We start from the raw sequence: 23,832 nt of genomic DNA on the forward strand, positions 1-23,832 counted from the left end.
TCTAATAGGGTAGCAGAATGGAAAAGAGACTTGAGAAGAAATGTCATCTCTTGACAGATGTTCTAAGTCTCATATGGGCTTATTATAGCAAAAATAGGCCTGATTTTCAATTTCCTTCGGGTTTAGGGCGTCTTAAATGACTTGCCGAAAATCTAATCTAAAATCAGAAATTCCTCTTCTTTCTGGTTTAGCTTCATCAGGATTTTTGTTATAATAATAGCATTGACTTTGAAAGAGGAAGAAAAATGCATCCTTTATTAAACGGTATGAATGACCGTCAGGCTGAGGCGGTCCAGACAACAGAAGGGCCTTTGCTGATAATGGCGGGAGCTGGTTCGGGTAAGACCCGTGTCCTGACCCACCGCATCGCCTATTTGATTGATGAAAAGGAGATTAATCCTTGGAATATCCTAGCCATTACCTTTACCAATAAGGCGGCGAGGGAGATGAGAGAACGGGCTGAAAAACTTAAAACCGAGGCCCAAGATTGCTTAATCGCTACCTTCCACTCCATGTGTGTGCGCATCCTGCGACGAGAAGCAGACCATATTGGCTACAACCGTAACTTTACCATCGTTGATCCGGGCGAACAGCGGACTCTGATGAAGCGGATTCTCAAAAATCTCAATCTAGATCCTAAAAAATGGAATGAGCGCGCCATTCTGGGGACTATTTCCAATGCTAAGAACGACCTGATTGATGAGGTGGCCTATGCAAATCTAGCTGGTGATATGTATACAGAGATTGTGGCCAAGTGTTACACGGCTTATCAAAAGGAATTGCGCCAGTCTGAGGCTATGGACTTTGATGACTTGATTATGCTGACTCTAAGGCTTTTTGACCAGAATCCTGACGTCCTGACCTACTACCAGCAACGCTATCAGTATATCCATGTAGACGAGTATCAGGATACCAACCATGCCCAGTACCAGCTAGTCAAGCTCTTGGCTATGCGCTTTAAGAATATCTGCGTGGTCGGGGATGCTGACCAGTCTATCTATGGCTGGCGGGGAGCCGATATGCAGAATATCCTGGACTTTGAAAAGGATTATCCTGAAGCTAAGGTAGTTCTGCTTGAGGAAAATTATCGTTCTACCAAAACCATTCTTCAGGCGGCTAATGAAGTCATCCGAAACAACCGCAACCGCCGTCCTAAAAATCTCTGGACTCAAAACGAAGATGGTGAGGAAATTGTCTACTATCGGGCTAATGACGAGCAGGACGAGGCTCTCTTTGTCGCCCGAACTATTGATCAGCTGAGCCGAGAGGGCTACAGTCATAAAGATTTTGCAGTTCTGTACCGGACCAATGCTCAGTCACGGACGGTGGAAGAAGCCCTGCTCAAGTCTAATATTCCCTATACCATGGTCGGTGGAACCAAGTTCTACAGCCGCAAGGAAATCCGCGATGTTATTTCTTACCTCAATCTCATCGCCAATCCTAGCGACAATATCAGTTATGAGCGCGTGGTCAATGAGCCCAAACGTGGTGTCGGTCCAGGAACGGTGGAGAAGATTCGAAATTTTGCGTCCAGCCAGGAAATCTCTTTGCTAGATGCGTCGGCCAATATCCTGCTGTCACCGGTCAAGGGCAAGGCGGCTCAGGCAGTCTATGATTTTGCCAATATGCTTCTCGATTTGAGGGAGCGTTTGGATGATTATACCCTGACGGAGCTGGTAGAAGCTGTATTGGAAAAGACAGGTTATGCTGCTTCCTTGGCAGCCCAGGCGACCTTGGAGAGCCAAGCACGGATTGAAAATATCGAAGAATTCCTGTCTGTAACCAAGAACTTTGACGAAAGTCCAGACAATCCTGCTGATGAGTCTGGTCTTGACAAGCTCAGCCGTTTTCTTAATGACTTAGCCTTGATTGCAGACACAGATGACGGAGATCAGGAGAGTTCCGAAGTGACTCTGATGACCCTCCATGCAGCCAAGGGATTGGAATTTCCGGTCGTCTTTCTGGTTGGTATGGAGGAAAATGTCTTCCCTCTAAGTCGGGCGTCTGAAGATGAGGATGAGCTAGAAGAAGAGCGGCGTCTGGCCTATGTCGGTATCACCCGAGCAGAGAAGATTCTCTATCTGACCAATGCCAATTCCCGTATGCTTTATGGTAAAACCAACTATAATCATCCTACTCGCTTTTTGAGAGAAATCAGCTCAGACTTGCTAGACTATCAGGGACTGGCTCGACCGGCAAATAGCTCTTTTAAGGTTAGCTATACCAATAGCGATACTAGCAAATTCGGTCAGGGCATGAGTCTGGCTCAAGCCCTGCAGGAGCGGAAGCGTCAGGCGGCACCAAGTTCCATTTCTACAGGCGGTCTGCCTTTTGGAAAGAGCAGTCAGTCATCTAATCCAGAAGTTGCTTGGGCTATCGGAGATATTGCCCATCATAAGAAATGGGGCGATGGGACGGTTCTGGCAGTCTCTGGCAGTGGAAATAGTCAAGAGCTTAAGATCAATTTCCCAGAAGTCGGTTTGAAGAAAGTATTGGCCAGCATAGCGCCGATTGAGAAAAAATCATGATGAGACAGTCGATTGAAGCCTGGATCTATCATCCAAAGGAACGAGAAATCTTGCTCTTGAAAGTTGAGAATGAGCCAGTTTCCTTTTGGCAGCCCATTACTGGTGGGATTGAGAGCGGCGAGAGTCCAGAAGAAGCCTGCCTTCGTGAAATAAAAGAAGAGACCGGCTTGCTTTTAGCTTGTTCAAACCTGACGGGTCTTGGAGATTTTAGGGTAAAGATTGATGAAAATCTGTCCATCCACAAGAATCTCTTTCTAGTTCTGACAGAGCAGAAGGAAATCCAGATTTCTGATGAGCATGTGGGAGCTCAGTGGATAGCTTTAGAAAAAGTTTCGTCGCAGTTGTACTGGCCCAGCAATCAAGCAACTTTTGCGATTATATCCGAGAAGCTATAAGATATAGCTTCTCTTTATTTCTTTTGATAAGGAAATTCTATTAGTCAAGCGAGACGTTTAGTGGTAGACTTATCACATAACTATAGTGAGGTGACCTTATGACACGTGAATTTAAATTTGAAACCCTGCAGCTTCATGCCGGACAGACAGTTGACCCGACAACTAAGTCGCGGGCTCTGCCTATTTACCAGACAACTTCCTATGTGTTTGACGATACTCAGGAAGGAGAAGATCTCTTTGCTCTACGCAAACCGGGCAATATCTACACTCGGATTACCAATCCGACCCTGTCTGCTTTTGAGGAGCGTATTGCGGCTTTGGAGGGTGGAGTCGGAGCTCTAGCAACAGCTTCTGGTATGGCGGCCCTTACCTATACCGTTCTAGCTTTGGCGCATGCTGGCGACCATGTAGTGGCAGCCTCCACCATCTACGGCGGCACCTTTAATCTGCTCAAGGAAACCCTGCCTCGCTATGGCATTACCACGACTTTTGTTGATATTGAAAATCTGTCTGAAGTAGAGGCAGCCATTCAGGACAATACCAAGCTGGTTCTGATTGAAACCTTGGGCAATCCTCTGATTAATATTCCTGACTTTGATGCTTTGGCAGAGCTGGTTCATGCTCATAAAATTCCGCTGATTTCTGACAATACCTTTGCTACTCCTTATCTGATCAATGTCTTCTCTCACGGAGTGGACATTGCGGTTCATTCTGCGACCAAGTTTATCGGCGGTCACGGAACCAGCATCGGAGGTGTGATTGTGGACAGCGGTCGCTTCGACTGGGAAGCTTCTGGCAAGTTTCCGCAGTTTGTCGATCCAGATCCAAGCTACCACGATATCAGCTATACGCGGGATGTTGGAGCGGCTGCCTTTGTCACTGCTGTCCGGACCCAGCTCTTGCGCGATACGGGCGCAGCCATGTCCCCCTTCAATGCTTTTCTCTTTCTGCAGGGGTTGGAAACTCTCTCTTTGCGTGTAGAGCGCCATGTGTCCAATGCTGAGAAGATTGTGGAATTCTTAGCAGGGCATCCTAAGGTCGAGCAGGTCAATTATCCCAAGCTTGCTGAGAGTCCTTATCATGCTTTGGCAGAAAAATATTTCCCTAAAGGCGTAGGCTCTATCTTCACCTTTAATGTCAAAGGCGGAGAGAAAGAAGCTCGTAAGGTTATTGACAGCCTAGAGATTTTCTCTGACTTGGCCAATGTAGCAGATGCTAAGTCCTTGGTCGTCCATCCAGCCACGACAACTCATGGTCAGATGTCACCAGATGCTCAGCTGGCAGCAGGCATTACACCAAATCAAATCCGTCTCTCTATCGGCTTGGAAAATGTGGATGACTTGATAGAGGATCTCAAGCTAGCCTTGGAATCTATCTAATTTTCAATGCCTCTAGACTGAGCAAATAAGAATAAAACTAGGTTGGAAATAAGCTGCACCCCAAAAGCTAGATTTTTTGTGTCTAACTTCTAGGGTGCAGTGCATTTCGCCTAGTTTTTTGTTATAATGAGAGATATTAAAAAATAGCAGGTAATCAAAATGACAATTTCAGTGATTGTTCCGTGCTTCAATGAAGAAGAGTCTATTCCTCTGTTTCATGAAGCTATGGAAGCGGTGAAATATCAAATCCGTGACCAGTTTGAATATATTTTTGTCAATGACGGATCGACAGACCAAACCTTGGCTGTTTTGCGTGAGCTCAGCAGTCGCTGTCCTGACGTGCACTATCTGTCCTTTTCTCGTAATTTCGGAAAAGAAGCAGCCCTCTATGCTGGTTTGCAAGAGGCGAGAGGGGAATTTGTGACGGTCATGGATGTAGATTTGCAGGATCCGCCTGAGCTCCTGATTGAGATGAAGGCCATGCTGGACTCGAATCCTGAGCTGGACTGTGTAGGAACCCGTCGCACTACTCGAGAGGGCGAGCCGCCAATCCGAAGCTTTTTTGCCAATTTGTTTTATAAGCTGATTAACAAAATTAGTCAGGTAGAGATGGTAGATGGTGCGCGCGACTTCCGACTGATGCGCCGTCAGATGGTAGAAGCCATTCTGGAGGTTTCAGAGTACAATCGCTTTTCTAAGGGGATTTTTGCCTGGGTGGGATTCAATACCGAATACTTGGAATACAAAAATGTTGAACGAGTGGCTGGCAAGACTTCATGGAATTTCTGGTCTCTTTTCAACTATTCTTTGGAAGGTATTGTCAATTTCTCTGATGCGCCTCTCAACATTGCCTTTTTAGGGGGTATTCTGTCTTGGATTTTAGCTTTTATCCTGATGGCGGTGATTATTATCCGTACCTTGGTTTTTGGTGACCCGACATCGGGCTGGCCGTCCCTTATGACCGTCATTCTCCTTATCGGAGGCTTCCAGCTGCTGACCATCGGTATCCTAGGTAAATACATCGGCAAAATCTTCATGGAAACCAAGCATCGCCCAATCTATGTGATTAAAGAGAAGAGTAAGTGAGTCTTATTTAGCTGAGGAGAGATTGTGAAAAATAAAAGAATTAATATTGTCTTATACTTGTCTTCGTTTATTTATGCGATACAGTTTTACATCAATAATAAAATCACCCCAGTAGGAGACCAAACAGCCTTTTTAGAATATGCTAAGGAATTTCATTACAATTATTTATTTTTTGGGATTGATCGTTATTTTACCTGGAGCAGTAGACTGCTCATTGAGTCAGCCACCTTATTATTTTCCGTACACGAAAAGCTGTTTATAGCAGCAGCCTTTCTGGCAACTTTGCTTTTGGTCTATGCTTTAAGGAAGCTGACCCCTTCCTTGCCTTGGCTGCCAGCTTTACTAATTTTTATATTCCTTCCGGCAACTGAATTTTTAAGCGCGGGCTCTATTCCGACTTATGTCAATTACATTTTCCCTACTTCCTTGTTGCTTTTCGCACTCTTTTTCAGAGAATCTAAAAATATTTGGATTAATATGGCTAGCCTTTTGTGCTTTTTAGTTGCTATCATGCAAGAACAATTAGCAGTCTATGCTTTTTTGTGGCTTCTGTTTGAAACTGTCCTTGCAAAGAAAGATAAAAAACCTTTACTGGGTAATTTATGCTATTTGGCATTGAGCGGTGTAGGAATCTTATCAGCCAAGCTGTCTCCTGGGAATGCTCTGCGTTTGGAAAAGAATATTGTCAGTTGGTTCCCCAACTTTCCTAACTTGAATATCTTCCAAAAGCTTGGGCTGGGCTTTCTGGAGACAGGGGATAATATGCTTTCCACGTCCTTTGCCTTTGTGATGGTCTTCTTGCTTGTGCTCTTTGTTTATGCTCTTCACAAGAAAAATGTAACAGCCATAGCTCTGAGCGGTTTTGTCATACTCAATATTTTTTCACAAAAAATGGGCTGGAATACTATTTTTGGTACCTTAACAGGTATCAGTAAAGCAGCCAGAGAATCAGGGACATTTTCTTTTAATATTACTTATCTGAGCGCGGTCGCTTTTTATGGCTTGCTGCTATTAATGATTCTTTACGCTTTGTGGCTTGTAGTTTCAGATTTTAGAGAAAAATTATGGCTGACCTATTTATTTGTAATTGGCTTTATTGGCCGCATGGTCATTTCATTATCCCCCACTCTCTACGCTTCAAGCACTCGAACCTTTTTGCCTCTAATGATAAGTCTATTCATTATTACTTGCAGATTGTTGTATCACTTGTATACAGAATATCAAAAGCGGCAAGAGGCTGTTCTCTAGCTCATACTATTAAGTATATTTTCCGATAGGGATTCGACCAAGCAGATTTTTTCTGCTTTTTTTGTTATAATAAACTCATTGAATGTTTATGATGTGAAAGGAAAGACAAATGATTTTAATTACAGGTGCGAATGGACAGCTGGGTACAGAGCTTCGCTATCTTTTGGATGAGCGCAATGAGGAGTATGTGGCTGTTGATGTGGCAGAAATGGATATTACCAATGCCCAAATGGTGGACAAGGTCTTTGCGGAGGTCAAGCCAAGCTTGGTCTATCACTGCGCAGCCTATACCGCTGTTGATGCGGCAGAGGACGAAGGAAAAGAGCTGGACTATGCCATCAATGTGACCGGTACTGAAAATGTGGCAAAAGCTGCTGAAGCACACGGAGCAACCTTGGTCTACATCTCAACAGACTATGTATTTGACGGACAAAAGCCTGTCGGTGAGGAGTGGGAAGTAGATGACCGGCCGGATCCGCAGACTGAGTATGGCCGTACCAAGCGCATGGGTGAGGAGCTGGTTGAGAAATATTCCAGCCGTTTCTATATCATCCGTACTGCCTGGGTCTTTGGTAACTACGGTAAAAACTTTGTCTTTACCATGCAAAATCTTGCCAAGACGCACAATACTTTGACCGTAGTCAACGACCAGCATGGCCGTCCGACTTGGACTCGTACGCTGGCTGAATTTATGACTCATCTGGCTGAAAACCAAAAGGAATTTGGTTATTACCATCTGTCTAATGATGCGGCAGAGGATACGACATGGTATGACTTTGCAGTGGAAATTCTCAAAGATACAGATGTGGAAGTTCAACCAGTTGATTCCAGCAAGTTCCCAGCCAAGGCTAAGCGGCCTTTCAACTCAACTATGAGTCTGGCCAAGGCCAAGGCTACAGGCTTTGTCATTCCGACTTGGCAGGATGCCTTAAAAGAGTTTTACAAGCAAGAGAAGAAACAGTGATTTTCTTTGAAGTTGATAACAGCGACAGAACTTAGTTTCAGACTAGGTTCTGTTTTTTCTTCTGGCAGATTCAAGAAGTGATTTTGAGGTGCGTGCTCTGGTGGAGAAAGAGCTGTCTTGAAGATACGAGGGGAAAATGATAATGAGAAGAATTTTCCACAGATCTTATCCCCTTAAAATAAAGATGTTTCAATTTGATGAAATTCTGTGGATAACCTTTATTATTTCATTCAACTGTGTTACAATGTTACTATAAATAAAATAGAAGAGGTGTGTGAATATGTCACGTAAACCATTTATTGCTGGTAACTGGAAAATGAACAAAAATCCTGAAGAAGCAAAGGCTTTTGTAGAAGCAGTTGCTGCTAAGCTGCCTTCTTCAGATTTGGTAGAAGCTGGTATCGCTGCTCCAGCAATTGATTTGACGACTGTTTTGGCAGCAGCTAAAGGAAGCAATCTTAAGGTAGCAGCCCAAAACGCTTACTTTGAAGATGCAGGTGCCTTCACTGGTGAAAACAGCCCTAAAGTTCTTGCAGAAGTTGGAGTTGACTACATCGTTATCGGTCACTCAGAACGCCGCGATTATTTCCATGAAACAGACCAAGACATCAACAAAAAAGCGCACGCTATCTTCCGCAATGGTCTGGTGCCAATCATCTGCTGTGGTGAGTCGCTTGAAACTTACGAAGCTGGCAAAGCTGTAGATTTCGTTGGTGCTCAAGTATCAGCTGCTTTGAAAGACTTGACAGCAGAGCAAGTTGCATCATTGGTTATCGCTTATGAGCCAATCTGGGCTATCGGTACTGGTAAGTCAGCAACTCAAGATGACGCTCAAAAGATGTGTAAAGCAGTTCGTGACGTTGTAGCAGCTGACTTTGGTCAAGAAGTAGCAGACAAGGTTCGCGTTCAGTACGGTGGTTCTGTAAAACCTGAAAATGTTGCGTCTTACATGGCTTGTCCAGATGTTGACGGTGCTCTTGTTGGTGGTGCATCACTTGAAGCTGAAAGCTTCTTGGCATTGCTTGATTTTGTAAAATAAAAAATGTTGAAAAAAGACTTGTCCTCCCAAAGGTGACAAGTTTTTTAAAAGTTGGAGAGAAAAGTTGAAATCGAAAGAATTGGTTTATTTAGCGAGTACGGCTATTTTGTTGGCAGCGACTGCCAATGTTGCAAAAGCCGAGGAACATACTGTCGCTGAGTCAGAAATTTTAAAAACAGAAAGGTCTGTTAGTTCCCAGAATCAGATAGTGAATGCGGCTGCATCACAAGCGTCTAAACAGCCGACTGTAGCAGTATCATCTGCAGAACAGTCATTTCAAGCAGTTAAGCAAGAGGAGCAAGTAACGAATGCTGTAGGAACAGCTGTTGAGTCTGGAGGAGCAGCTCAATCAGCCACTGCAGAAACTCAGGTGGCACCTGCTAAGCCAGAAGGGCAAACTCAGTCAGATGCAACTCCTTCTAATCAGAATGAAACTGCAGCTGATCAGTCAGCAAAAGCAAGCTCTTCTGTTGCAGATTCTGTTACTGCTTCAGAGCCAAAGGCCAGTCCTGCAGTAGCATCAGCACCAAAAGCTAGTAATGCTGGAAAAACTGTATTTTATAATGCTGGGTCAAAGGCTCAGGCAGCCCGCGGGAATTCCCAAGCAGAGATTAAAGGCACTTCCTTTGTAGATGTCAGCAGCCACAATGGCCATATCAGCGTGGACGACTATCGTAAATTAGCCCAGCAAGGGGTTGGCGGTGTCGTTGTCAAACTGACAGAAGGAACCCATTACACGAATCCATTTGCCGAGTCTCAAGTGAGAAATGCTCAGGGAGCTGGTTTACAAGTATCGACCTATGCCTTCTCGCACTATACTAACGATGAAGAAGCGAGAGCAGAAGCTCGTTATTATGCTGCCTTTGCTAATAGACTAGGTCTGCCTAAAAACACGGTCATGGTCAATGACATGGAAGATCCTAAAATGCAAAATGGGATCAACCAGCATACCCAGGCTTGGGCGGATGAGATGCGCAGACTGGGTTATTCTAACCTGATGTACTATACCAGTGCCAGCTGGCTGGATCAAAATAATCTTCGCAGCAAGGGACCGGTTAATACATCGCAATTTGGCTATAGCAACTTCTGGGTGGCCCAGTATCCGTCTTCTAATTTAAATCTTGATGGAGCTAAATCTCTCAAATACAATAGTGGCGCTGGAGCATGGCAGTTTACAGCCCAGGCTCAGCTTTTAGCTGGCAAGCATGTATTTGACCATAGCGTTGATTACACTGGGAGATTTACCCAGCAGTCTGCTCTTGCTAAGCAGCCTTTAAAGGGTAACATCAGTATTCAGAATAAGAATAATGTCAACGGCAGCTTTGATGTTGTTATTTCAAACGTTTCTGCTCCTTATGGAGTGTCTGTTGTTAGTGTTCCAGTGTGGTCTGAAGCTAATGGTCAAGACGATATTATCTGGTACACAGCCACTCAGCAGGCCAATGGTACTTATAAAGTTTCTGTTGATTCTAGCAGACATAAGGATTCAGTTGGCAAGTACAATGTCCATCTCTACTATGTCCGCAATGACGGCCAATTAGTCGGTGTTGGCGGTACTACAACCAATGTATCTGTCATCAAGCCACAGGGAAAAATCAGCATCCAGAATCGTAACAGCGAAACTGGTGATTTCGATATTGTTGTTTCAGGTATTTCATCTCCAGGAGGTCTCAAGACTGTTTCTCTGCCGACTTGGTCAGAGGCCAACGGCCAAGATGATATCAAGTGGTATACTGCTGAACGTCAGGCTGACGGTACCTATCGGAAGCGGGTACGCATCAGCGATCACAATCATGTGCAGGGCGAGTACAATGTCCATCTCTACTATGTCCAAAATGACGGCCGCTTGGTTGGTGTAAGCGGCACTAAAACGACCGTTTCTCTTGGCAAACCTAAGGGCACCATCAGTATTCAAAATCGAAACAAAGAAACCGGCGATTTTGATATCGTAGTTTCAGGTATTTCATCTCCGGGCGGTCTGAAAAGCGTTTCTCTGCCAACATGGTCTACTGTGAATGGTCAAGATGACATCAAGTGGTATGACGCAGAGCGTCAGGCTGACGGCACTTATCGTAAGCATGTCCGTCTGAGTGATCACAATAATGTTGAGGGCGAGTACAATGTGCACCTTTACTATGTGCAGAATGACGGCCAGTTGGTTGGTGTGAGCGGCACTAAAACGACTATTTCCATAGAGAAACCAAAAGCCCAAGGCAAAATCAGCATCCAGAATCGCAACAATGAAACCGGCGATTTTGATATTGTGGTTTCGGGTATTGTCTCTCCGGGCGGTCTGAAGGGAGTTTCCCTGCCAACATGGTCTGAAGCCAACGGTCAAGATGATGTTAAATGGTACACAGCGGAGCGCCAAGCTGACGGCACTTATCGGAAACGAGTTCGCCTGAGCGACCATAACAATGTCCAAGGCGAATATAATGTGCATCTTTACTATGTGCAAAATGATGGCAAGTTGGTAGGAGCAGGCGGCATCAAGACCAATGTTTCTATCAGCAAGCCGCAAGGTAAAATCAGCATCCAGAATCGCAACAGCGAAACTGGCGATTTTGATATCGTGGTTTCGGGTATTGTCTCTCCAGGCGGTCTCAAGAGCGTATCATTGCCGACTTGGTCAGAGGCCAATGGCCAAGATGATATCAAGTGGTATGATGCAGAGCGTCAGGCTGACGGTACTTATCGGAAACGAGTTCGCCTGAGCGACCATAACAACGTTGAGGGCGAATATAATGTGCACCTTTACTATGTGCAGAATGATGGCAGCTTGGTTGGTGTGAGTGGCACTAAAACGACTATTTCCATAGAAAAACCAAAAGTTCAAGGTAAAATCAGCATTCAGAATCGCAACAGCGAAACCGGCGATTTTGATATTGTGGTTTCAGATATCGTATCGCCAGGTGGTCTTAAGACAGTTTATCTTCCAACCTGGTCAGAGGCTAATGGTCAAGACGATGTCCAATGGTACACAGCAGATCGTCAGGCTGATGGTACTTATCGTAAGCATGTATATGCGCGTGACCATAACAACGTTCAGGGCGAATATAATGTACATCTTTACTATGTCCAAAATGATGGTAAGCTAGTAGGAGCAGGTGGCATCAAGATCAACGTTTCTATCAGTAAGCCGCAAGGTAAAATTAGTATTCAAAATAAAAATAACGATACTGGAGAGTTTGACATTGTAGTATCAGGCATTGTGGCACCAGAAGGTCTCAAGACAGTTTACCTGCCGACTTGGTCAGAGGCCAACGGCCAAGATGATGTCCAATGGTACACGGCTGATCGTCAGGCTGATGGTACTTATCGTAAGCATGTATATGCGCGTGACCATAAGAATAATGCAGGTGAGTACAATGTTCACTTGTATTACTTAAATAATCAAAATCAGCTGCAGGGAGCTGGTGGAGAAAAGACCTCTATCTCTGTAAACCGTCCTCAGGCAGCTAGTCAGCGAGACCGTGTTCTTGCGGCGGCAGCTGCTATGGTAGGTGTCAGGGGAGGCAGTGCTGAGCATCAGCGCTTGGTCAACGATTATAACAGTGTCAGACCGCTGCCGGTTGGCTATGCTGTGAAGAACACGGATGACTGGTGCGACATTTTTACTACAGTTATTTTCCAAAGAGAGGGCTTGAGCGATCTTATCGGCCGCGAGTGTGGCGTAGAGCGTCATATTCATATTTTCCAAAGACTAGGTATCTGGAATGAAGATGGCAATTCGACTCCTAGCGCAGGCGATATTATCACCTTTAACTGGGACAAAGATACCCAGCAAAACGATGGCTGGGCTGATCATATCGGTATTGTCGAAAAAGTTGAAAATGGCATCATTCACACGATTGAAGGCAACAGCAATAACGTAGTTAAACGCAATACTTACCGCATCGGTCATGGGAATATCCGTGGTTTTGCGACACCTCGTTATAGATAAACATACAAAAAACCAAGGGAAACCTTGGTTTTTTTAACGTCTTAGAATTTTCTTTATGAGCTGAAGTAGCTTAAACTTGAGTGGGTTAGGATAATAACGGAAAGTTCCCATTTTTCGGACGATGAAGCCGTTGAAGTTCTGTTTGAAGCGCAGAACACCGTCAGAACCGTCGAAAATTCCCATTATACCGAGGAAATTATAAAATGGGATACCTTTCTTGATACTTTCGGTCATAACGTATTCCTGCAGCAGGGCTGGAGCGTAGAATTTATTAAACTCAGGATAGGAGCCGCTGAAAAGATAGGTTGCTTCCTGAGGGGTATAGATAAAGAGGCTGGCAGCCAGAATCTGGTCTTGGTCGCCGTACTTATCAATCAGCTCTTGAGCCTCTGCTTTGCGGGTTTCAAAGCTATCAAACTGGCTGGAAAGTTCTCGCAGCTGATTTTGTTTCTTTTCAGATTGAGGATTGTTTTCCAAGTCCGCCTGCAGTTTCTGAATTTTCTGGCCCAGTTTCTCTTGGTCTTTTTGTAAGTTCTGAAGGTAGTCCTTGAAGTTAAGACTGGCTGTCATAAAGTCCGCTTGCTTACCAAAGCTATCATAAAAATCTTGATAGTAGTCTAGCGGCTTGTCATCATATTCACGTCGGTCAGAAGTAGCAGCTGTGATGTCTTTGAAAACGCTGAGTTGGTCACGTTCCAGCCTTTTTAGCTTGATACCAAAGGTATTAGCCTTTTTGACAGTCGCCTTGCCATTTTTACTGAAGGATTTGAGCAGGTCTTTCTCCGTCAGACCAGCTAAGTCTTTGACATAATGCCAATCAGGCTCGCCGCCTGGATAGCCTGTCTGTAGGCCGTCAAAGTCAAAGCCCAAATCAGTCAGTTGCTGGATAAGCTCGACTTTTTCATCAGATGTAGGCTGGCCATTGCTGTCAAAGGTCTGATAAGTCTCGTAGGGCTTGATGATGAGCTCCAGGGCGCCTTCTTTTTTAGCATAGGCCTGCAAAGCTTGATAGAAGGGGGGCAGGTATTGAGCATCGGTAGAGACAGGACCGCAGTTGATTTCCATATGGAGGCCGCCAGTCATAGGCATACTGTAGAGGACAGCAGATACCACTACCTGTCCCTGCGGGTCGGTGTAGCCAACATACTGGGTACTGAAGCCACGCTTGCTCAGCAGCTCTGCCATTTCCACGGTCTGCATAAAAGAGCGTTGGGAGCTAGCTGAGGTATGCTGGATGAATTCTTCTTGGCTGAGAAGTTTAAAGGTCATAGGCTTCCTTTCTTTTAATGCTTGCTGCGCAGTTTCTTTCTGAGAGTGTAGGCCAGATTGGAGAGGTGGTAAAGAGGATTAGTTGGCAGGTTAAATTCACCAGCAAATTCCTCAATGGTCGGATTGAACTTGGATTTAAAACTGTAGAGACCGCCCTTGAGGTCGTTTTCGATTCCTCCCATATTTTGCCAATCTGCTCCGCGCTCAAAAGCATGTTTGGCCGTTTCGTACCAAGTGATGATAGCTGGTTGGTAACGACGGTATTCCTCGTCCATTCCGGCATAGATATTTTCAGAAGTCTTGCCGTATTCTAGGACCAGGGTGCCAGACAGGGGAACGACAGCAGCACCTTGGCTGATTTTGTCCTGCAGAAAGTCAATCTCTTCCTGGAGGCGTTTCTGTTCTTGCTGGTTATTCTCAATCTTGCCGGGCTTGGTTTTCTCGGTAAATTTCTCAGCTTCTTTGAGTGTCTTGGTCAGCTGAGCCTGCAAGTCTTCCAAGCGTGCCTTTAGATTAATGCTGGACAAGGTGATGTAGGAATGCTCAGGATAAGTATCCAAGAGTTTTTGGTAATAGTCTTTGCCACGCAGGTGGATGTTTTTTCTATTTTCCGTTTTCTTCATCAGGGCTGAAAAATCATCTAGTAATTCTGCTCCGCCAAATTGGATTTGAATACCTTTGTTACGGGCTGTACGAATAGCCTGCCGAGTACTTTTAGAAAGCAGATCCTCGCTGAAATCTTCTTTATGAATATTGGCCTGCAAGCGAGGCTGTATGGTTTCGTCCAGAGACTCAGTCCGCCCGACCCAGACAGCTCCTGCTTGCTGCAGTTCTTGAATCAGCTCAACTGTCTCTGCTTTGTCTTGCAATTCACTGCCCATCTTGCTTTCTGCCAGAAAGAGGCTAGGATCAAACTTGACAAAGAGCGCTTTTTTCTCCTTGGCAAATTTCTTGAGCGACGCCAAAACAAAGGTCAGCAGCTCCTTGTCACTATAGTCCATGATGGGACCGCGCGGGATATAAAGCATGGTCATCCCCAAGGGCAGTGGTTTGATCAGGACACTGGCTGCAGCAACCAAGTGGTCGTCTTTATAGAAGCCCAAGCGCTCATTTGCCCAGTTATCCTTAATCTGAGCCCAGGCTGAGCTCTGTAGAAGATTGGCCTGCGGATGAGCCGTGACAAAATCGTCGTGTTCCTGAGCTGAAATTCCAATTTTGTAACTAAACATTATTTTAAAACCCACTCTCTAATAGCGTGTGCTACGCCGGATTCGTCGTTCGATTTGGTGATATATTTGGCGATTTTCTTGAGTTCTTCCTTGCCATTTTCCATGACAACAGGAGATCCAACGGCTTCCAGCATGGCGCGGTCGTTTTCTTCATCACCGATAGCCATGGTCTGCTCCTTGCTCAAGCCCAGTTTTTCGGCCAGATGGAGGATAGCAGCCCCTTTGTTGACAGTCTTTTTTACAATTTCCAGATAGAAAGGAGCTGATTTAACCAGTGTATATTTTTCGGCTAATTCTGATGGCAGCTTAGCAATAGCTGCATCCAGAATTTCTGGTTCATCAATATACATGCACTTAACGATTTCTTTATTGGCCATTTCTTCAGGTGTGCGGTAGAAGATAGGCATGCTGACCAGATTGGACTCGTAAACAGTGTACTTACCGATGTTGCGATTGGCTGTATAAATGCCGTCCTTGGTGATGGCATGCATGTGAACACCTAATTTTCGCCCGAGCAGTTCGATATCCAGATAGTCGTCATAAGTCAGTGTTTCTTTGATTAATTCTTGACCTGTAACAGTATCCTGCACCAGTCCGCCGTTGAAGGTAACGACATAGTTGTCTGGCTGATTAAGCTCTAGCTCCTCGAGAAGCTTTTGAACACCCGCAATAGGACGGCCTGTTGCAATGACGATTTTAACGCCAGCAGCCTTGGCATCCTGAACAGCGCTGAAGACTTCAGGAGTGATTTCTTTTTGGTTATTTAAAAGGGTGCCGTCAATGTCAACGGCAACTAATTTGATAGACATATTATTCTCCGTAGGTAAATTGGTCGTTTTTGATATAGTGCATAAAGGTCTGGTTTTTTTCGCTGAAAAGTCCTGTATCTGCTAGCATTTCCTTAGGGAAGTAGAAGCGATTATCGCCCTGTCTGGTCCCTGCTAGCGAATGGACGATAGGTGACAGGCTGGACAGTTCTGCTAAGCTGCCATCTTTTTGCAGAATTTCGATCTGGGTCCGAGGTTTTTCAACGTCAGGCCGGTAGAAATCATAAGGCAAATCAAAATTACGATGGATAGCAGTATAGTAATCAGGGTCAAAACCAACCTGTCCAACTAGGTCTCGCATGATATCCAAATGCGCTTCGTTTTCCTGAGAGAAGACGATAGACTTAAAGACTTTGCGGTTGATAAAACGCTGAGCCAAGTCAGATAAAATCTTGTCTGGACTAGCCATCCAAACTTGGAAATAGGTATTCATAACACCATCATCCAAGGCCAGATAATCCTGCAGGGTCACTCTATTTTCAAAGAATGGAATGAGATTGGGAGATGATAGGGCAAAATAATCCTTCTGAGCTGGATAGAGAAACTTGGCCCGCTTGAGCAGATTTTGCAGCAGAACTTCCATAGCTCGGCTGGCCGGGTGGAAATAGACCTGCATGTACATCTGGTAGCGGCTGACTACGTAGTCTTCTACCGCATGCATGCCATTGCGCTTGAAGGCGATGCCCTTTTCTACAGGACAAATCACTCGTAAAATTCTAGTCAAGTCAAATTGCCCATAGGAAGCGCCAGTAAAGAAGGAATCTCGCAAGAGATAATCCATCCGGTCCACATCAATCTGGCTGGAAATCAGCTGGACCACCTGCTTATTGGGATAGGTATGGTTGATGACGCTAGCTACCTTTTCTGGAAAATCTGGTGAAACCTGCACCAGGGCCTGATGAATCTCTGTCTCTGGACTGGTGATGATTTGCCGCGTAATGTCCTCGTGATTAGTATCAAAGAGGCGCTCGAAAGTGTGTGAATAAGCTCCGTGTCCTAAGTCATGAAGGAGAGCAGCTGTCATGGTCAGCAGGCTTTCGTGGCTGTCCCAGTTGGCTTGGTATTTTTCATTGAAAATCTTGGTGATGCGCCGGGCAATCTCATAGGCTCCCAGACAATGCGAAAAACGGCTGTGCTCCCCGCCGTGGAAAGTATAGCCGGAAGTACCCAGCTGTTTGATGCGGCGCAGCCGTTGAAATTCTTTGGTATTGATTAAATCATAAATAACCTGATGGTCCACATGAACATAATTGTGAACCGGGTCCCGAAATACTTTTTCAATCATGCTACCATTATACCACAAATCATAGTAGGAAAAAAATCAAAGCTGCGACTGAAAGAAGAGCAATTTTGTCATTTTTTTGGTAGAATAGGGAAAGAAAAACAGAAACGAGATAAAGATGCAAATCAGAATAAAAAATCAAATCCAGCTGGACGGGCATACCGAGCTAATTGATCAGGTCTACGATACGGACTGGACGCAAAAAGGAGACTTTCATTATCTGCTATATAAAAATGAAGAAGGAGAGAAAGTAGTTCTGAAGTTTCACGATAAAGAGCTGCTTATGACCCGCTTTTCTGAGCCCAAGTCCATCATGCGCTTCATCAGTCAAGGGCAGGCGTTGGTTGGCATCCATACACCTGTGGGCGTGCAGCAGTTTGTGACTGATACTTCTTTTTATAAGGTTGATTTGACCAAGCAGATTCTGCAACTTCATTATCAGCTAAAAACTCTTGATGGGGAGCAGATTTTTGCCAGCTATGAGATGGAGATTAGCTGGGGTTAGCTGCTATTCTTCGAGAAAACTCTTGAAAATCATAATGTTTCCCCTTGCAAAAGCTTGAAAATTTGGTATAATAGTTTCTAACTCAAGGGAGTAGCTAACGGAATAACCGTTACAAGGTCGTCAATACGAAAGAAATTTCCGGCCTTGTATGAAATAGCGAGACTTGTTAATAAACAGGTCTCTTTTTTGTTTCTGACTTTTTGGATATGACTGATGTGGCTCAAGATGATGAGTCGTAGTGGTCAGAAAACTTCAGGAATAAAAGAGGCCAAGAGGAGGAATACATTGTCAAAAGAACAAAAGCGCCAAGCTTTTTACACCCAGAGTCCTGAGGAAATTTTCAAAACTTTGGACGCTTCAGAGCAAGGTTTATCCAGTCAAGAAGCAGCCAAGCGTTTAGCTGATTATGGCCGCAATGAACTGGATGAAGGGGAGAAAAAATCTCTCTTGATGAAGTTTTTGGAGCAATTTAAGGATTTGATGATTATCATCTTGTTGGTAGCAGCGGTCTTGTCTGTTGTCACATCAGGTGGTGAAGACATTGCGGATGCCTTGATCATCCTAGCGGTAGTAATCATCAATGCCATCTTCGGCGTCTATCAGGAAGGCAAGGCTGAAGAAGCGATTGCGGCTCTCAAATCCATGTCTAGCCCAGCTGCGCGTGTCCTGCGTGATGGCCATGTCACAGAAGTAGATTCTAAGGAGTTGGTACCTGGCGATATCGTTAGACTGGAAGCCGGGGACGTTGTTCCAGCAGATATGCGGCTTTTGGAAGCTAATTCACTGAAAATCGAAGAAGCGGCTCTGACAGGTGAGTCTGTGCCGGTTGAGAAAGATTTGACTGTAGAGGTAGCTGCAGATGCTGGTATTGGCGACCGTGTTAATATGGCCTTCCAAAACTCAAATGTGACCTATGGTCGTGGGGTTGGATTGGTTGTTAATACAGGGATGTACACCGAAGTCGGCCATATCGCAGGTATGTTGCAGGATGCGGATGAAACGGACACACCGCTCAAGCAAAATCTTAATAGCCTGTCTAAGGTTCTGACCTATGCTATCTTGGTGATTGCTGCAGTGACCTTTGTAGTCGGTGTCTTCATTCAAGGGAAAAATCCACTAGATGAGCTGATGACCTCTGTAGCCTTGGCAGTTGCTGCTATTCCAGAAGGTCTGCCTGCTATCGTTACCATCGTGCTGGCTTTGGGAACTCAGGTTTTGGCTAAGCGGAATTCGATTGTCCGTAAGCTTCCAGCTGTTGAGACTTTGGGATCAACTGAGATTATCGCTTCAGATAAGACTGGTACCCTGACCATGAATAAGATGACGGTCGAAAAAGTCTTTTACGACGGAGTCCTGAATGAAGCTGGACAAGATATTAAACTTGGACTAGAGCTGCCGCTCTTACGTTCGGTTGTCTTAGCCAATGATACCAAGATTGACCAGGAAGGGAAGCTAATTGGTGACCCAACAGAAACAGCCTTTATCCAGTATGCTCTGGACAAGGGCTATGATGTGAAGGCCTTTTTAGAGAAATATCCTCGAGTAGCTGAGCTGCCCTTTGATTCAGACCGTAAGCTCATGTCTACTGTCCATCCATTGCCAGATGGGAAATTCCTTGTGGCAGTAAAGGGAGCGCCAGATCAACTCTTGAAACGCTGTGTTGCCCGTGATAAGGCTGGAGATGTTGCAGAAATTGATGATGCTACTTCACAGCTGATTAAGTCGAACAACTCAGACATGGCTCACCAAGCTCTGCGTGTGCTGGCTGGCGCTTACAAGATTATTGATGCAGTTCCGTCTGAACTGACATCTGAAAATCTAGAAAATGATTTAATCTTTACTGGTTTAATCGGTATGATTGACCCAGAACGTGCAGAAGCTGCAGAAGCTGTTCGTGTAGCCAAGGAAGCAGGTATTCGTCCAATTATGATTACCGGTGACCATCAGGATACAGCTGAAGCTATCGCTAAGCGTTTGGGTATCATCGAAGAAGGAGATACTGAAGACCATGTCCTGACTGGCGCAGAGCTCAATGAGCTTTCTGATGCAGAATTCGAAAAGGTTGTTGGCCAATACTCTGTCTATGCCCGAGTTTCGCCTGAGCATAAGGTACGGATTGTCAAAGCTTGGCAAAACCAAGGTAAGGTCGTAGCCATGACAGGTGATGGTGTCAATGACGCACCAGCTCTGAAGACTGCGGATATTGGTATCGGTATGGGCATTACAGGTACAGAAGTATCTAAGGGTGCCTCTGACATGATTCTGGCAGATGATAACTTTGCGACCATCATTGTAGCCGTGGAAGAAGGACGCAAGGTCTTCTCTAATATTCAAAAGACCATCCAGTATCTCCTTTCAGCTAATACAGCTGAGGTGCTGACTATTTTCTTGGCAACCCTCTTTGGTTGGGATGTGCTGCAGCCAGTTCATCTGCTTTGGATTAACCTAGTAACGGATACCTTCCCTGCCATCGCTCTGGGAGTTGAGCCTGCTGAGCCAGGTGTCATGAGTCATAAGCCTCGCGGCCGTAAGTCTAGCTTCTTCTCAGGTGGAGTGATGAGCTCTATCATCTATCAGGGGGTCCTGCAAGGGGCTTTGGTTCTGGCGGTTTATGGTTATGCTATCTCTAATCCCGTTCATGCCGGTGATATCAAGGCTATCCATGCGGATGCTCTGACAATGGCCTTTGCAACGCTTGGCCTCATCCAGCTCTTCCATGCTTATAATGTAAAATCTGTTTATCAGTCTATCTTTACAGTTGGTCCATTCAAGTCTAAGACCTTTAACTGGTCTATTCTGGTTTCTTTCATCCTATTGATTTCGACTATTGTAATTGATCCACTGGAAAAGATTTTCCATGTGACCAAGCTGGACTTGTCACAATGGACAGTTGTTCTGATTGGTAGCTTTTCCATGATTGTCATTGTTGAAATTGTTAAGTTCATCCAACGTAAATTAGGTATGGACAAGAATGCTATTTAAGAGCAAAAAGTCATCTTCGGATGGCTTTTTTGCGTACAAGGCGATATAATCAAATTCAAAGAAAGCAACTCGAAAGGACGGTGAAAGTATGTATCAAAATTTACGAAAGAAGTTGGAAGAGGCTTCTCCTTTATATTATGAGGAAGAAATCTTATGGTTACTGGATCATATTGGTCATCCAGAAGCGACAATCCGTGATGAGTTAGTCTTTTCGTCCTTAGCAAGGGGACTTCAGACTGACATATTTTCAGCTGAACAGTTTCGTTTCTTGGCTCAAGAAGCAGTTAACAGACAAGGACTTTTTTACAAGAGTGATAAAAATGGTCAAGCTACCTTAACACGCTCCTTCACAGCTTTACTTTATGCCAATCTCTTAAACTGTGATGGTAATCCAAACTCTTCGTATTATCAGGCATTATCAGTGCAAGGAAGAAAATATTTACTAGATAAGGGGCTAACCTACCTGTCAGTAGAAAGAGACACAAGGGGTTACTCCAGGAAATACGGTTGGGTTCATGCCTTCGCTCATGGAGCAGACTTATTGACAGAAGTGGCTTGTCATCCGGACTTTCCCTCTAGTAGGATGCCAGAGGTTTTAGAGGTCATTCATCAAGTTTTTAAAAGAGTTTCAGTCCGTTTCGGAAATGATGAGGATTGGCGCTTAGCCCAGATGCTCTATCAAGCTGTCTTAAAGGAAAAACTGTCGCAGCGTGAACTTAGACTATGGCTTCAATCACAGAGTTTTCCATTGGAAAACAACCAAGACTTCATTTCTTTTTCCAATTTTCGCTCCTGCTTATTAGAAGTCTATGTGAAGTTGGACAGCAAAAAGCAGCTCTCAGATGAGCTGAGAGCTGCTATTCAACATTTCCATTACTGAACTTCAATTACTGTTAAAGCATCTCGCAGTTCAGCTGCCAGGTGTTTTTTCTTATAGTCTCGAAATTCGACTAAATCTTTAACAGCATTATAACGCTTGTGCAGGCGGTACATCTGGGGGATCTTATACTGAGGAAAGTCATTAAAAAAGTTCCGAGTCAGTTCCCATTCGCGGATGTAGCCCAGAGGACGCATATGGTAACGGACACCTTCGATAACACGGCTTTGGTGGCGGTGGTGGAGATGACCAAAAATCACTTCTTTCACCCTGTATTTGACAAAGAGCTGATGAAAAGCTTGGCTTCCTAGGAAGGCGTTGAAGCGCTGGAAATAGGGATGGTCGTATAGAAAGTCTTGATGGGGGACAAAATGCAGAGCAACAATAATGGGACCATCTAAAGTCATCAGCAGTTTTTCTAACTCTTGCAACGTCTGAGCTGTAATACTAGGGTCGTCTAAGGCTCTCTTTAATCTGCGATCAAACCAGAAATTGGTCTTGGTGCGCAGATGCTCTTCTTTGCTTTTTTCTGGAACAAAGCTGTAGTCGTACCAGCCAGAAAAGCTGACGAGCTTGGTCTGGCCGAACTGTTGGACCTGAAAATCATAGTTTGAAATTTCTTGCTCAGAAAGTCCCAGCATATCGTGATTTCCCAGATTAAAAGAAAGGGGAATCTCTTGCTTCAAAGTTTCAAGAAAGGGCAAACTGATATTGGTCAGGTCGTTGGACAAATCCCCTGCGATGTGTAGGTGGTCAATCCCTTCTTCTCTTAAAAGCTGGCGGAGTGCTTGTCGCTCAAAGTCTCCAAATTGATTGGAATCCAGATGGAGGTCGCTCATAAATCCGATTCTTGTCATGGTTTTAGTCTAGCATATTTTTCAAAACTTGAAAATGCTTAAGGCCCTATGGAGAGTCTCCCTTTTTATCAAAACACCTCATAAATTTTCGTAATCTTGTATTTCGTTTATCCATGAATGAAGTCTAGGAAGTCTTGAAATAATTCTTCCAACCCCATGTCATTATATTACTTTTCTAACAATTAGGTGACAAGGAGTCGCTTGTCTTGCCTAGCTAGGGAAAATCCGATAAAATGTAAGCTGCTGAATGTGAGATTAGGCAAACTGTTTAATTTATGTTATAATTAAACGATATGTGAAAAGAGGTATTTATGGACATTTCAGAAATTCGTCAAAAGATTGACGCAAATCGTGAAAAATTAGCTTCTTTCAGGGGGTCTCTTTGACTTAGAAGGTCTGGAAGAAGAAATTGCCATCTTAGAAAATAAGATGACAGAACCCGATTTTTGGGATGACAACATTGCAGCCCAGAAGACATCTCAAGAGCTGAATGAACTTAAGCAAACCTATGAGAATTTCCATCAGATGACTGAGCTTTTTGATGAATCGGAAATCTTGCTTGATTTTCTGGCTGAAGATGAGTCGGTTCAGGGAGAGTTGGAAGAAAAGCTGGCGGAACTCGAGAAAATGATGACCAGCTATGAAATGACCCTGCTCCTATCTGAGCCTTATGACAATAACAATGCCATCCTTGAAATTCACCCAGGCTCTGGTGGTACAGAGGCCCAGGATTGGGGAGATATGCTGCTGCGTATGTATACACGCTTTGGCAATGCCAAGGGCTTCAAAGTTGAGGTCTTAGACTATCAAGCGGGAGATGAAGCGGGAATTAAGTCGGTGACTCTTTCATTTGAAGGGCCGCACGCTTATGGTCTGCTCAAGTCAGAAATGGGAGTCCACCGATTGGTTCGGATTTCGCCATTTGACTCAGCTAAACGTCGCCATACTTCTTTTACTTCAGTAGAGGTCATGCCAGAGCTGGATGACACCATTGAGGTGGAAATTCGCGATGACGATATTAAGATGGACACTTTCCGCTCGGGAGGAGCCGGCGGGCAGAACGTCAATAAAGTTTCTACTGGTGTGCGGCTGACCCATATTCCTACGGGAATTGTGGTGCAGTCTACGGTTGACCGGACTCAGTATGGAAACCGCGATCGGGCTATGAAGATGCTACAGGCCAAACTTTATCAGCTAGAACAAGAGAAACAAGCGGCCGAAGTCGATTCACTCAAGGGAGATAAGAAGGAAATTTCCTGGGGCAGCCAAATCCGCTCCTATGTCTTTACGCCTTATACCATGGTCAAAGACCATCGGACCAGTTACGAAGTAGCACAGGTGGACAAGGTGATGGACGGAGATTTGGATGGTTTCATCGACGCTTATTTGAAGTGGCGTTTGAACTAGGAAATGCAAGAGATT

The 23,832-nt window shown here is 44.7% G+C and carries 17 protein-coding genes; 12 read left to right on the top strand and 5 right to left on the bottom strand.

What is annotated here, in order from left to right:
- The first annotated feature begins 245 nt into the window (after nucleotides 1-245).
- The 8 genes from pcrA to HMPREF9389_RS04345 all read left to right on the top strand — a co-directional run bounded on the left by pcrA (nucleotide 246) and on the right by HMPREF9389_RS04345 (nucleotide 12,582).
- Complete coding sequence (pcrA, locus tag HMPREF9389_RS04380) at nucleotides 246-2,528, top strand: DNA helicase PcrA (protein ID WP_002930004.1); 2,283 nt, start codon at nucleotides 246-248, stop codon at nucleotides 2,526-2,528.
- Nucleotides 2,525-2,923, top strand: a complete 399-nt coding sequence (locus HMPREF9389_RS04375; RefSeq protein WP_002930006.1) for an NUDIX hydrolase — start codon at nucleotides 2,525-2,527, stop codon at nucleotides 2,921-2,923. Before pcrA ends, HMPREF9389_RS04375 begins: the two co-directional genes overlap by 4 nt.
- 98 nt (nucleotides 2,924-3,021) lie before the next feature.
- Nucleotides 3,022-4,302, top strand: a complete 1,281-nt coding sequence (locus tag HMPREF9389_RS04370; protein WP_002930009.1) for an O-acetylhomoserine aminocarboxypropyltransferase/cysteine synthase family protein — start codon at nucleotides 3,022-3,024, stop codon at nucleotides 4,300-4,302.
- Between the two features lie 159 nt (nucleotides 4,303-4,461).
- Nucleotides 4,462-5,388 (top strand): glycosyltransferase family 2 protein, encoded by a 927-nt coding sequence (locus HMPREF9389_RS04365; RefSeq protein ID WP_002930010.1) that lies wholly within the window; start codon nucleotides 4,462-4,464, stop codon nucleotides 5,386-5,388.
- Between the two features lie 24 nt (nucleotides 5,389-5,412).
- Nucleotides 5,413-6,636 carry a hypothetical protein gene (locus tag HMPREF9389_RS04360; RefSeq protein WP_002930011.1) on the top strand — a complete coding sequence of 408 codons (1,224 nt, stop codon included), beginning with the start codon at nucleotides 5,413-5,415 and terminating at the stop codon, nucleotides 6,634-6,636.
- A 109-nt stretch (nucleotides 6,637-6,745) separates the two neighbouring features.
- The gene (gene rfbD, locus HMPREF9389_RS04355) at nucleotides 6,746-7,600 is read left to right on the top strand and encodes a dTDP-4-dehydrorhamnose reductase (RefSeq protein WP_002930012.1); all 855 of its coding nucleotides are present in this window, start codon (nucleotides 6,746-6,748) and stop codon (nucleotides 7,598-7,600) included.
- Between the two features lie 280 nt (nucleotides 7,601-7,880).
- Complete coding sequence (gene tpiA, locus HMPREF9389_RS04350; RefSeq protein WP_002930013.1) at nucleotides 7,881-8,639, top strand: triose-phosphate isomerase; 759 nt, start codon at nucleotides 7,881-7,883, stop codon at nucleotides 8,637-8,639.
- Between the two features lie 64 nt (nucleotides 8,640-8,703).
- Nucleotides 8,704-12,582, top strand: a complete 3,879-nt coding sequence (locus HMPREF9389_RS04345; RefSeq protein ID WP_002930017.1) for a GBS Bsp-like repeat-containing protein — start codon at nucleotides 8,704-8,706, stop codon at nucleotides 12,580-12,582.
- 33 nt (nucleotides 12,583-12,615) lie between these two features.
- Here the strand turns inward: HMPREF9389_RS04345 and HMPREF9389_RS04340 are convergent, their stop codons facing one another.
- Genes HMPREF9389_RS04340 through HMPREF9389_RS04325 form a run of 4 tightly spaced genes read right to left on the bottom strand, consistent with a single transcriptional unit; the run spans nucleotide 12,616 to nucleotide 17,192 of the window.
- Nucleotides 12,616-13,851, bottom strand: a complete 1,236-nt coding sequence (locus HMPREF9389_RS04340; RefSeq protein ID WP_002930019.1) for an aminoacyltransferase — start codon at nucleotides 13,849-13,851, stop codon at nucleotides 12,616-12,618.
- Between the two features lie 14 nt (nucleotides 13,852-13,865).
- Complete coding sequence (locus HMPREF9389_RS04335; protein ID WP_002930021.1) at nucleotides 13,866-15,080, bottom strand: aminoacyltransferase; 1,215 nt, start codon at nucleotides 15,078-15,080, stop codon at nucleotides 13,866-13,868.
- Nucleotides 15,080-15,889: a sugar-phosphatase gene (gene yidA, locus HMPREF9389_RS04330; protein ID WP_002930022.1), complete on the bottom strand. Its 810-nt coding sequence runs from the start codon at nucleotides 15,887-15,889 to the stop codon at nucleotides 15,080-15,082. The genes HMPREF9389_RS04335 and yidA overlap by 1 nt, the downstream gene beginning before the upstream one ends.
- Before the next feature lies 1 nt (nucleotide 15,890).
- Nucleotides 15,891-17,192, bottom strand: coding sequence for an HD domain-containing protein (locus HMPREF9389_RS04325; RefSeq protein WP_002930024.1), 1,302 nt, complete (start codon nucleotides 17,190-17,192; stop codon nucleotides 15,891-15,893).
- Nucleotides 17,193-17,307: 115 nt separating this feature from the next.
- On the opposite strand from HMPREF9389_RS04325, the gene HMPREF9389_RS04320 reads away from it, so the two are divergent.
- The 3 genes from HMPREF9389_RS04320 to HMPREF9389_RS04310 all read left to right on the top strand — a co-directional run bounded on the left by HMPREF9389_RS04320 (nucleotide 17,308) and on the right by HMPREF9389_RS04310 (nucleotide 21,556).
- The gene (locus tag HMPREF9389_RS04320; RefSeq protein ID WP_002930028.1) at nucleotides 17,308-17,694 is read left to right on the top strand and encodes a DUF1934 domain-containing protein; all 387 of its coding nucleotides are present in this window, start codon (nucleotides 17,308-17,310) and stop codon (nucleotides 17,692-17,694) included.
- Between the two features lie 285 nt (nucleotides 17,695-17,979).
- A complete protein-coding gene (locus HMPREF9389_RS04315) occupies nucleotides 17,980-20,676 on the top strand; it encodes a cation-translocating P-type ATPase (protein WP_032906480.1) in 2,697 nt (898 codons plus the stop codon).
- Nucleotides 20,677-20,764: 88 nt separating this feature from the next.
- Nucleotides 20,765-21,556 carry a DUF2785 domain-containing protein gene (locus HMPREF9389_RS04310; protein WP_002930030.1) on the top strand — a complete coding sequence of 264 codons (792 nt, stop codon included), beginning with the start codon at nucleotides 20,765-20,767 and terminating at the stop codon, nucleotides 21,554-21,556.
- On the opposite strand, the gene HMPREF9389_RS04305 is transcribed toward HMPREF9389_RS04310, so the two are convergent.
- The gene (locus HMPREF9389_RS04305; protein WP_002930031.1) at nucleotides 21,550-22,410 is read right to left on the bottom strand and encodes a metallophosphoesterase; all 861 of its coding nucleotides are present in this window, start codon (nucleotides 22,408-22,410) and stop codon (nucleotides 21,550-21,552) included. The genes HMPREF9389_RS04310 and HMPREF9389_RS04305 overlap by 7 nt on opposite strands.
- A 311-nt stretch (nucleotides 22,411-22,721) precedes the next feature.
- On the opposite strand from HMPREF9389_RS04305, the gene prfB reads away from it, so the two are divergent.
- Nucleotides 22,722-23,817 (top strand): peptide chain release factor 2 gene (gene prfB / locus HMPREF9389_RS04300; RefSeq protein ID WP_097677707.1). Its coding sequence is split into 2 segments (ribosomal slippage): nucleotides 22,722-22,793 and nucleotides 22,795-23,817, totalling 1,095 coding nucleotides; the frame shifts between segments, so codons are not numbered across the junction.
- Nucleotides 23,818-23,832 lie beyond the last annotated feature (15 nt).

The sequence above is a fragment of the Streptococcus sanguinis SK355 genome, from assembly GCF_000212855.1.
Classification (GTDB): domain Bacteria; phylum Bacillota; class Bacilli; order Lactobacillales; family Streptococcaceae; genus Streptococcus; species Streptococcus sanguinis_A.